1 protein-coding gene is annotated in these 11,315 nt (G+C 73.2%); it reads right to left on the bottom strand.

Annotation, left to right across the window (positions count from 1 at the left end; translation table 11 throughout):
• Positions 1 to 19: 19 nt before the first annotated feature.
• Complete coding sequence (locus AB0I68_RS36430) at positions 20 to 11,164, bottom strand: type I polyketide synthase (protein WP_363181700.1); 11,145 nt, start codon at positions 11,162 to 11,164, stop codon at positions 20 to 22.
• Positions 11,165 to 11,315 lie beyond the last annotated feature (151 nt).

Here is an 11,315-nt window from a genome sequence, read left to right as displayed (position 1 = left end):
ACGATTCGTTCACAGGCGATCAGCTCGTCTTGCCCAGGGCCCGTTGCACCAGATCGGCAACGTCCATGGCGTCGATCAGTTCCACGTCGGCGGCGGCCGCCGACGGCTCCACTTCCGGCGCGTCCGCGTCCGTGTCGGCCTCGGCGAGGCCGAGGAGGGTGTCCAGCACCCCGGCTTCCTTGAACCGGGCGAACGGCACGGACGCCAGGACCTGCCTGAGCTCGTCCTCGCGCGCGTCCGGGCCGTCGTCGGCTTCCCGGAGAAGTTCGGAGCGCAGGTATCCGACCAGCGCCTCCGGGGTGGGGTAGTCGAAAATGAGGGTTGCGGGCAGGCGCAGTCCGGTGGCCGCGTTCAAGCTGTTGCGGAGGTTGACGGCGGCCAGTGAGTCGAAGCCGACCTCCTGGAACGCCTGGCGCGGGCCGATGCCCTCCGCGCCGCTGTGGCCGAGGACCGTCGAGGCGTGTCCGCGGACCAGCCGGAGCAGGATGCGGTCCTGTTCGGTGTCCGAGACCGCCCGCAGGGAGTCCGCGAGGGACGTGGCGGCGTCGCTGTTCTCGCCGTCGCCCTGCAAGGCCTGGAGGGCCTTCTTCGCCTCGGGCAGGTCGGCGAACAGGGGGCTGGTGCGGACCGAGGTGAACGCGGGGATGAAGGCCCCCCAGTCCATGTCTGCCACCGCCACGAACTTCTCGTTGCCCTGTACCGCCTGCACCATCGCGGTGACCGCCAGCCTGGGCGGCACGGGAAGGACGCCACGGCGCCGGAGCTGGGCGAGGGCGGCCTCGTCCATGCCCACGCCGATCTGGTCGAGGGCTCCCCAGGCGATCGACGTCGCCCTCTGTCCACGGGCGCGACGCCACTCGATCAGGGCGTCGAGGACGGCGTTGGCCGCTCCGGACGGACCCTGGCCGCCGCCGCCCCACACACCCGCGATCGAGGAGAAGACCACGAACGCGTCGAGCGGGGTGTCCTCGAACAGCTCGTCCAGCCACACCGCGGTGTCCACCTTGGCCGCGAACACCCCGGCCAGGTCCTGCACTCCGGTGTCGTCGATGGAGCTGGTCTGCGTGACATCGGCGGCGTGCACCACGGCCGTGACCGGCTGCTCCGCGGCCGCCTCGGAGACCAGCTGCACGATCGCGTCCCGGTCGGAGTCTTCGCACGACTTCACCGTGGTGGCGACGCCCAGCCCGGCCAGTTCGGCCCGCAGGTCCGACACGATCGCGTCTGATGCCTGCGCGGTCGTGGTGACGATGAGCCGGTCGACACCGGCCTGCGCGAGCCAGACCGCGACGTGCTTGCCCAGTCCCTCGGCGCCGCCGGTCACCAGGACCGTGCCCCGGGGCTGCCAGCCGGCGTCGCCGGTGGACTCCGGGACGGGCTTGCGCACCAGGCGCCGGGTGTACACACCCGATCGCCGGACCGCGAGCTGGTCCTCGTCGGCAGCGGAGTTCAGCACTCCGAGCAGGTACTGGGCCGTACGCGGGTCGCTCACGGCAGGCAGGTCGACCAGTCCGCCCCACCGGTCGAGCCGTTCCAGCGCGGCGGCGCGGCCGAGGCCCCACAGCGACGCCTGCACCGGTGAGGTGAGGGTGTCGTGGATGCCGATGTTCACCGCGCCCCTGGTCAGGCACCACAGCGGCTGGGTGGCGTTGTTGTCCCCCAGGGCCTGGATCAGCGCGAGCGTCGACGCCGTGACCGCGGTCGGGTCCTGCAGACCGCTGCCCGTCCGCTCGTCCAGGGCCAGCAGGGACAGCACTCCGGTGAGGTCGTGTTCGGCCAGGACGCCGGTCAGCCGCTTGGCGAGCCCCTCCCGCGTACGGTCGGGCTCACCGACCTCCAGCAGGACAGTGCCCAGTCCGAGACCGGTCAGCTCCTCCAGGAGGGCGCCGGTCGCACTGCCGTCCGGACGTGCGGACGGTACGACGACCAGCCAGCGGCCACCGGGTACGCCCGCTGCTTCGCGCTCGAGCGGCTGCCAGGTGACGTGGTAGCGCAGCTTCTCCGCCGTCGACCGCTCGCGGCGCTTGCCCCGCCATTCCGCCAGTGCGGGGACGACGGTGTCCAGGGCGCTGCGCTGGTCGGTCGACGCCATCTCCAGCAACTCGCCGAGGGAGTCCAGATCGGCTCGCTCGACTGCGGCCCAGAAGTCGGAGTCAGCGCCTTCGGCCGCGTCGGCGGCCTCGGTGGCCGCTTCCGCCTCCTGCAGCCAGTAGCGCTGGTGGTCGAACGCGTAGGTCGGCAGGTCCACTCGCCGGGACGTCTCCGTCTGCGGGAGGACGCCGGTCCAGTCCACGGCCACACCGCGGACGAACAGCTCGGCCATCGAGGCGAACAGCCGCCGCAGGCCGCCGTCCTCGCGCCGCAGCGAACCCGTCACCACCGCGTCGGTCCCGGTGTCGTCGGCGGTCTCGGTGATCGGCTGGACCAGCACCGGGTGGGCACTGACCTCCACGAACACCCCGTGGCCCTGACCCATCAGGTCGGCCACGGCCGGACCGAAGCCCACCTGGCCCCGCAGGTTCTGGTACCAGTACCCGCCGTCCAGGACGTCGGCTTCCGCCACCCAACCGCCGGTCGCGGTGGAGTAGAACGGCACCTTCGGCGCCTGGGCGTCGATCCCGGCCAGTGCCTCGGCGAGCGTGTCGCGAACGTCCTCCACGTGCCGGGTGTGCGAGGCGTAGTCCACCGCGACCCGCCGTACCCGGACACCGTCACCGGACAGCGCGTCCAGCGCCTCGTCCAGCGCCTCGGCGTCACCGGCGATCACCACGGAGGACGGGCCGTTGACCGCGGCCACCTCGACCCGGTCCGCCCACGGCTCCAGCCGCGCGACCGCGTCGTCGGCGCTCAGCGCGACCGACGCCATACCGCCACGGCCCGCCAGCTCCTTCGCGATGACCTGGCTGCGCAGCGCCACCACACGCGCCGCATCGTCGAGGGACAGGGCCCCCGCGACGCAGGCAGCGGCGATCTCACCCTGGGAGTGGCCGAGCACCGCGCCCGGCTTGACTCCGGCCGAGGCCCATACCGCCGCCAGGCCCACCATCACGGCGAAGCTGGCCGGCTGCAGGACGTCGACCCGCTCCATGAGCTCGGGCTCGGTCTCGCCGCGCAGGACGTCGATCAGCGACCAGTCCACCCACCGCTCCAGAGCGGCAGCACATTCCGCGATCCGCTCGGCGAAGACCGGCGAGGAGTCGAGCAGCTCCCTGCCCATGCCGGCCCACTGCGAGCCCTGGCCGGGGAACACCCACACGACCTTGCCCGGCTTGCCCGAACCGGCACTGCCGGACACGACACCAGGCGCGCTCTCGCCCCGGACCAGCGCCTGCAGTCCTGCCAGCGCCTCCTCGTCCGAGCCGGCCACCACGACCGCACGCTCGCCCAGCACCGCCCGGCCCGACACCAGCGCCCCGGCCACTCCCGGCAGCGACACACCGTCGGCGCCCTCGACGAACGCCGCCAGCCGCCCGGCCTGACCGGCCAGGGAACCGGCGCTCCGCGCCGACACCACCAACGGCACCACACCAGTGGGCGCTGCTTCGTCCGAGACGGGCTCCGCCTCCTGCGGCGGCGCCTCCTCCAGGATCAGGTGCGCATTCGTCCCGCTGGCCCCGAACGAGGAGACCGCGGCCCGGCGCGGATGGCCGTTGCGCGTCCACTCGCGTGCCTCGGTCAGCAGCTCCACCGCGCCCGCGGACCAGTCGACCTGAGGCGTGGGCTCGTCCACATGGAGCGTGGCGGGCATGACGCCGTGCTGCATGGCCATGACCATCTTGATCACACCGGCCACACCGGCAGCCGCCTGCGCATGACCGATGTTCGACTTCAGCGAGCCGAGCCACAGCGGCTGCTGCGGATCCCGGTCCCGCCCGTACGTGGCCAGCAGTGCCTGCGCCTCGATCGGGTCGCCCAGGGCCGTGCCGGTCCCGTGCGCCTCGACGACGTCGACGTCCGCCGGAGTGAGTCCCGCCGTGTCCAGCGCCTTGCGGATCACCCGCTGCTGCGAGGGACCGTTCGGCGCGGTCAGGCCGTTCGACGCGCCGTCCTGGTTGACGGCGCTGCCGCGCAGGACCGCCAGGACCCGGTGCCCGCGCTCGCGCGCCACCGAAAGCCGCTCCAGCACCACCACACCGACGCCCTCGGCCCAGCCCGTGCCGTCGGCCGCCGAGGAGAACGCCTTGCACCGGCCGTCGGCGGACAGGCCGCGCTGCCGCGAGAACTCCATGAAGGCGTCCGGACTGGCCATCACCGTCGCGCCGCCGGCGAGCGCCAAGGAGCACTCGCCCTGCCGCAGCGCCTGTGCGGCCAGGTGAATGGCCACCAGGGACGACGAGCACGCCGTGTCCACCGTGACCGCCGGACCCTCGAAGCCGAACACGTACGACACGCGGCCCGAGGCCACACTCGCCGCCGTACCGGTCATGAGATAGCCCTGGACCTCTTCGGGCACCTGGCGGAGCCGGGACACATAGTCGTGGTGGACGATTCCGGTGAAGACGCCGATGTCACTGCCCTTGGCGGACAGCGGGTCGATGCCCGCCCGCTCCAGCGCCTCCCAGGAGGTCTCCAGCAGCAGGCGCTGCTGCGGATCCATCGCCAGCGCCTCACGCGGGGAGATCCCGAAGAGCCCGGCGTCGAACTGCGCGGCCTCGTGGAGGAACCCGCCCGAGCGGGTGTAGCTGGTACCCGGGTGGTCCGGGTCCGGGTGGTACAGCCCCTCGAGATCCCAGTCGCGGTCGAGCGGGAAGCCGGACACCGCGTCCCGCTGCTCCACCACCAGCTTCCACAGCTCCTCGGGACTGTCCGCTCCGCCCGGCAGCCGCGTGCTCATGGCGACGATCGCGATCGGCTCGTCGGAAACCGATGGCGCCGCCGTGGTCGTGGCGGGCACCGCTTGGTACTCGCCGAGCAGTTCCTCCCGAAGGTGGGCCGTGAGAAGGGTGAGTGTCGGATAGTCGAAGACCAGCGTGCTGGGCAGGTCCACCCCGGTGAAGTCGCGCAGGCGGTTGCAGAGCTTGACCGCGCTGAGGGAGTCGAATCCAAGGCTCTTGAAGGACTGGTCCTCGTCGAACCCGTCCGACTCGCGGTGGCCGAGCACGAGTGCGGTGCTCTCCCGGACCATGTCCATCACCACACGGTGCTGCTCCGCGGCTGACAGCCCGGCCAGCCGGCCGGCGATCGCGTCGCCGGCCCCTTCGCTCCGCGACACCACGCGGCGGGTGAGGGCCCCGGACGGCGTGTGCTCATCGGCAGCGGAGGCGCCGTGCCCGTCCGTCGCAACGGGCTCTTCGGCGCCGGCTCCGGGCAGGGGGCCCAGGGTCAACGGGCCGAGGACCGCGACGGGGTCGCCGGCCGAGTCCGCGAGCTCCAGCAGATGGCGGCCGTCCCGCGTCGGCGTGATCCGCAGCCGCAGTGAGGCGGCGCCTTCCGCGTACACCGCCAAGCCGGTGCAGTCGGACAGGTCGCGGTCGCGGTGGTCTTCGCCGCCCGTGGCCGGGTCCGCGGCGATGCCGGCGTCCAGGACGCGCAGCGCGGTGTCGACGAGCACCGGGTGCAGGGTGAACTCGGCAGCCTCATCGGCCAGTTCGGCCGGGAGGGCGATCTCCGCGAAGGTCTGTCCGCCCTGCTGCCACACACGGTGCGCCCCCGGGAGGAGTGCGTCACCGTCTGCGGGCAGCGGCCAGGTCCGCAGGTCGAAGGACGACTGCGGCATTCCGGGGACCAGCACTGCTCGTGCGTGGCACGTCCAGGGCCCTTGCTCCGGGTCGAGGGGCCGGCCGTAGACGGCGGCGCGGCGGCGTCCGTCCGGGCCCGGGCCGTCCACCGACACCCGTATCTGGGCGTGGCCGTGCTCCGGCACCGTCAAAGGCACCTCGACGACGACCTGTTCGAGGCTTCCGCATTCCACCTCGTTGCCGGCCCTGACGATCATCTCCAGGAGTACGGCGGCCGGAATCCTCGTGGCGCCGTCCGTCGCCGTCGCGCCGGGGAGCCGGCCGCGGCTTCGCGGCGACAGCCGCCCGGTGAGCACGACGCCGCTGTTGCCGTCGTCGCCCGGCACTTCGATGACGGTGCCGAGCAGCGGGTGCCGGGCGCCGGCGGTGCCGAGCGCTTCCGCACCGCCCCTCGCGGTCTCGTCGGACTCGACCCAGTACCGCTGGTGCTGGAACGCGTAGGTGGGCAGGTCGGCCCCGGCCGCCGTGGCCGGCCCGCCGAGAACGGCCGCCCAGTCCACGGTCACACCGCGTACGTGCAGTTCCGCGAGCGCGGTCAGGACGCCGGCGGCCTCCGTGCCCTCCTTGCGCAGGGTGGCGATGCAGCTCTGCTCCTGTGCGCCGAGGGAGCCGAGCGCCATCGCGGCGAGGACCCCTCCCGGGCCCAGCTCGAGGAACGTCGTCGCTCCACAGTCGCGCAGCGAGATGACGGCATCGCCGAACCGCACCGCGTTCCGCGCCTCGTCGACCCAGTATTCGGGGATGCACAGCTCCCCGGGCCGGGCGAGGCCGCCGGTCAGTGTGGAGACGACGGGAAGGACACCCGGCCGGTACGACAGGCTCTCCAGGACCGTACGGAACTCGTCGAGCATGGGCTCCATGAGCGCAGAGTGGAAGGCGTGGCTGACCGGCAGCCTCCGCGTCTTGCGGCCGCGGCTCGCCAGTTCGCCGGCGATGGCGAGCACGGCGTCTTCGGCGCCGGAGAGCACCAGCGATTCGGGGCCGTTCACCGCCGCGACGCAGACCACACCGTGCGCCTGGGCCAGCAGGGGGGCGACGTCGGCCTCGGTGGCCTGGACGGCGACCATCGCACCGCCTTCGGGCAGGGCCTGCATCAACCGGCCGCGGGCGGCGATCAGTTTGCCCGCTTCGGCCAGTCCCAGCACTCCGGAGACGTGCGCGGCGGTGATCTCTCCGATCGAGTGGCCCGCGACGAGATCCGGTCGCACCCCCCAGGACTCGAAGAGCCGGAACAGCGCGGTCTCCAAGGCGAACAGGGCGCCTTGCGTGTACATGGTCTGGTCGAGCAGTTCGCTGTCGGGCGATCCCGGCGCGGCGAACACCACGTCGCGCAGCGGGCGCTCCGAGTGCTCGCGCAGATGCTCTTCCACGGCGGCGCACGCGGCGGCGAAGGCCTCGCGGAAGACCGGGTAGGTCTGCGCGAGTTCGCGGCCCATGCCCGCCCACTGGCTGCCCTGACCGGTGAAGAGGATGGCCAGTTTGCCCGTGGTCGGGGTGCCGGAGACGACGGCGGGGCTCGCTTCACCGCGCCCGAAGGCGCTCAGTCCGGTGGAGAGTTGTTCCCTGTCGGACGCCAGGACGACAGCGCGGTGGTCGAGTTGGGCACGCGCGGTGGCGAGCGCATGGGCGGCATCGGTGAGGCGTACGTCGGGCCGGTCGTCGAAGAACCGGGCGAGCCGGTCGGCCTGGCCGCGCAGTCCGGCCGGCGTCCGCGCCGACACGGGCACCGGTACCAGGACGCCTGCCGGCTCCGGCCCGGGCTGCGGCGCGGGAGTCGCCGGCTGATCGGGGGCCTCTTCGATGACGACGTGCGCGTTGGTGCCGCCGATGCCGAAGGAGGACACTCCGGCCCGGCGGGGCCGGCCGCTCCGCGGCCAGTCGCGGGCCTCGGTCAGCAGTTCCACGGCGCCCGCGGACCAGTCGACGTGGGACGACGGACGGTCCACGTGCAGCGTCCTGGGGAGGACGCCGTGCCGCATGGCCATGACCATCTTGATCACGCCTGCGACACCCGCCGCCCCCTGGGTGTGCCCGATGTTCGACTTCACGGACCCGAGCCACAGCGGCCGGTCGGCCTGCCGGTCCTGGCCGTAGGTCGCCAGAAGCGCCTCCGCCTCGATCGGGTCGCCGAGCGTCGTACCGGTGCCGTGGGCCTCTACGGCGTCCACATCCGATGTGCCGAGGCCGGCATGGGCCAGGGCCTTGCGGATCACCCGCTGCTGCGCCGGACCGTTCGGTGCCGTCAGACCGTTCGAGGCGCCGTCCTGGTTGACCGCGGACCCGCGGACCACGGCCAGCACCTGATGGCCGCGGCGACGGGCGTCCGACAGCCGCTCCACCAGCAGCAGCCCCGCGCCCTCGGACCAGCCGGTGCCGTCCGCGCCGTCCGCGAACGCCTTGCACCGGCCGTCGGGGGCCAGTCCGCGCTGCCGGGAGAACTCGACGAAGGTCTCCACGGTGCCCATCACCATCACGCCGCCGGCCAGCGCCATGGAGCACTCGCCCCGGTTCAGCGCCTGCGCCGCCAGGTGCAGTGCCACCAGGGAGGAGGAGCACGCCGTGTCGACCGTGAGGGCGGGGCCCTCGAATCCGAAGTGGTAGGCGATACGACCGGAGGTGACGCTGCCCGAACCGCCGGTGAGGCGGAATCCCTCGACGCCGGACGCCTGGTGCATCCGCACGCTGTAATCATGGCTGTTGACCCCGACGAAGACGCCGACGTCCTCGCCCGCCAGCGTCGTCGGGTCGATCGCGGCCCGTTCGAACGCCTCCCAGGACGTCTCCAGCAGCAGTCGCTGCTGCGGGTCCATCGCCAGCGCCTCGTTCGGCGAGATGCCGAAGAACGCGGCGTCGAACCCGGCGGCGTCATCGAGGAAGGCGCCATGGCGTACGTAGGTGGTGCCGGCGTGGTCGGGATCGGCGTTGAAGACCCGCTCGGTGTCCCAGCCGCGGTCGTCGGGGAACTCGGTGACGACATCGACCCCGTCGGCCACGACCCGCCACAGGTCCTCGGGGCTGTGCACGCCGGCCGGGAAGCGGCACGCCATCGCCACGATCGCGATCGGCTCGTCGGTCGTCCCGGCGGGCGCCCCGGGCTCAGCCGGACGGTGCGGCGTACCGCCGAAGAGCTTGGCGCGCAGGCGCTCGGCGAGCGCCGTCGGCTTCGGATAGTCGAAGATCATCGCCGGGGAGAGGGTCAGCCCGGTCGCGATGGCCAGCCGGTTCCGCAGCTCCACCGCGGTCAGCGAGTCGAATCCGGCCTCCTTGAAGGTCCGGCCCGCGTGGACGGCATCGGCGGTGGTGTGCCCGAGCACCTCGGCGGCGTGCCGCCGGACCAGTTCGAGCAGGGCCCCGGTCTGCTCGGCATCACCCAGACCGGCGAGGCGCTCCCTCAGCGACTCGGGCCCGGAGGGAGCGGCAGCCCGGGCCGCCGGTCGCGGCGACGGGGCCAGACCCCGCAGCAGCGGCGGGACCGGAGCCTCGGCCGCGGCCGCCCGCAGGGCGGACAGGTCGAACTTCGCCGCCACCAGCGTGTCGGCGGTGCCCGCGTCGGCGGCCAGGGCAGCGTCCAGCAGGGCCATCCCCTCGCTCGCGGAGAGCCCGATCATGCCGATGCGCCGGTTGCGTCGCAGGTCTGCGGCGCCCAGGTGCTCGGTCATGCCGCTGACCGTCGCCCAGTAGCCCCAGGCGAGGGAGACGGCCGGCAGACCGAGGCCGCGCCGGTGTCGCGCCAAGGCGTCCAGATAGGCGTTGGCCGCGGCGTAGTTGGCCTGCCCGGGGTTGCCCAGCACGCCCGCGGCCGAGGAGAACAGCACGAACGCGGAGAGGTCCAGGTCGCGGGTGAGCTCGTGCAGGTGGAACGCCGCGTCCGCCTTCGGCCGCAGCACGGTGTCGACGCGTTCCGGGGTCAGCTCGGTGAGCACCCCGTCGTCCAGGACCCCGGCGGAGTGCACCACGGCGGTGAGCGGGTGCTCGGCCGGTATCGCCCGCAGGAGCGCCTCGAGTTGGGCCCGGTCCGCCGTGTCGCAGGCGGCGATGGTGACGGACGCCCCCATCGCGGTCAGCTCGTCGTGGAGTTCCGGGGCGTGGCCGCGGCGGCCGGCCAGGACCAGGTGCCGGATGCCGTACGCGGTGACCAGGTGCCGGGCCGTCATGGCACCGAGCGTTCCGGTGCCGCCGGTGATCAGTACGGTGCCTTCGGGGTCGAGCGGACGCGGGATCTGCCCGGCTTCGGGCAGCGACCCGTCCGTCGACCCGGCCACGCGGATCAGCCGGGGCACCTCCGCGACGCCCTCCCGCACCCTCATCTGCGGTTCGCCGCTCAGCACCACGGCCGGCAGAGCTGACCGGGAGACGTCGTCGAGGTCCGCCAGTACGATCCGGTCCGGATGCTCCGACTGGGCCGAGCGGACCAGGCCCCACACCGCGGCGGCGTCGAGTCCGGCGCAGTCCCCAGTGACCACGGCGAGCCGGGTCTCGGCCAGGGCGGGCTCTGCCAGCCAGGCCTGGAGTACGGCCAGTGCCGCGTTGACCGATGCGCGGGGGTCGGCGTCCGCCGCGCCCGCGGCCTGCGCCTCAGCCTCGGCTTCGTACAGCAGGACGTCGGGAATCGACGTGGCCGAGCGGGCCGAAGCGGCGACGTCCTCGCCGGTCGCGACGGTCACGATGCCGAGGGAGCGGTCCTGGGCGGGAAGTGCACACTCGGTCCACTCGACGCGGAACAGGGCATCGTGCGGCAACGCACCGGCGATCCCTGCCTGTTCGGGGGAGAACGGAGTTCCGCGTACCGCGTCGACGGTCATGACGGGCTGCCCCGTGGGGTCGGTCAGCTGCAGACCGGTTCCCTCCGCGGACGTCCCGCCCGGACGCACCTGCAGAGCGCCAGCGCCGGAGGCCAGCAGGGACACCCCGGTCCACACGGACGGGAGCATGCCGTCGGGGACGACCGTACGGACGGCGGCGTCCAGCAGCGCGGGGTGCACCCCGTAACGGGCGGCGTCACGGAGAGCGGAGCCGTCGAGGGCCACTTCGGTGAGGGGCCCGTCGTTCGCGGAGGTCACGGTGGCGCCGGCGGGAGCCAGCGCGCCGTGCGCGTGCCGCGTCCACTGCGCGTCCAGCGGGGCGTCCGCGGCGCGGGAGAAGATCTCCACCGACCGCCGTCCCGCCTCATCGGGCTCGCCGACGATCACCTGGATGCTGCGGCTGCCCCGCTGCGGCAGCACCACCGGCATGTCGACGGTCAGTACGTCGAGTACGGGAGCGGCGGCCAGGTCGCCGAGCCGGATGGACATCTCGACCAGGGCCGCGTTCGGTACCACGACGGCATCGGACACCTGGTGGTCCACGAGCCAGGGCTGCGACCGGAGCGACCAGCTCGACGTGGCCATGAGGCCGGCCGAGTTCGGCATGCCGACGACCGCGCCCAGCAGCGGGTGACCGGCCCCGGCGAGTCCCAGCGATGCCGCGTCGGTCGCGGAGGCGGCCGGCTGGAGCCAGTAGTGCCGGTGCTCGAAGGCGTACGTCGGCAGGTCGATGCGGGCGGACGCCGCTCCGGCGGGCAGAACCCCGGCCCAGTCG

The sequence above is a fragment of the Streptomyces sp. NPDC050448 genome (assembly GCF_040655295.1).
Taxonomy (GTDB): Bacteria; Actinomycetota; Actinomycetes; order Streptomycetales; family Streptomycetaceae; genus Streptomyces.
The sequence above is the reverse complement of the archived record's forward strand: the minus strand, read 5'-3'. Positions and strand labels throughout refer to the sequence as shown.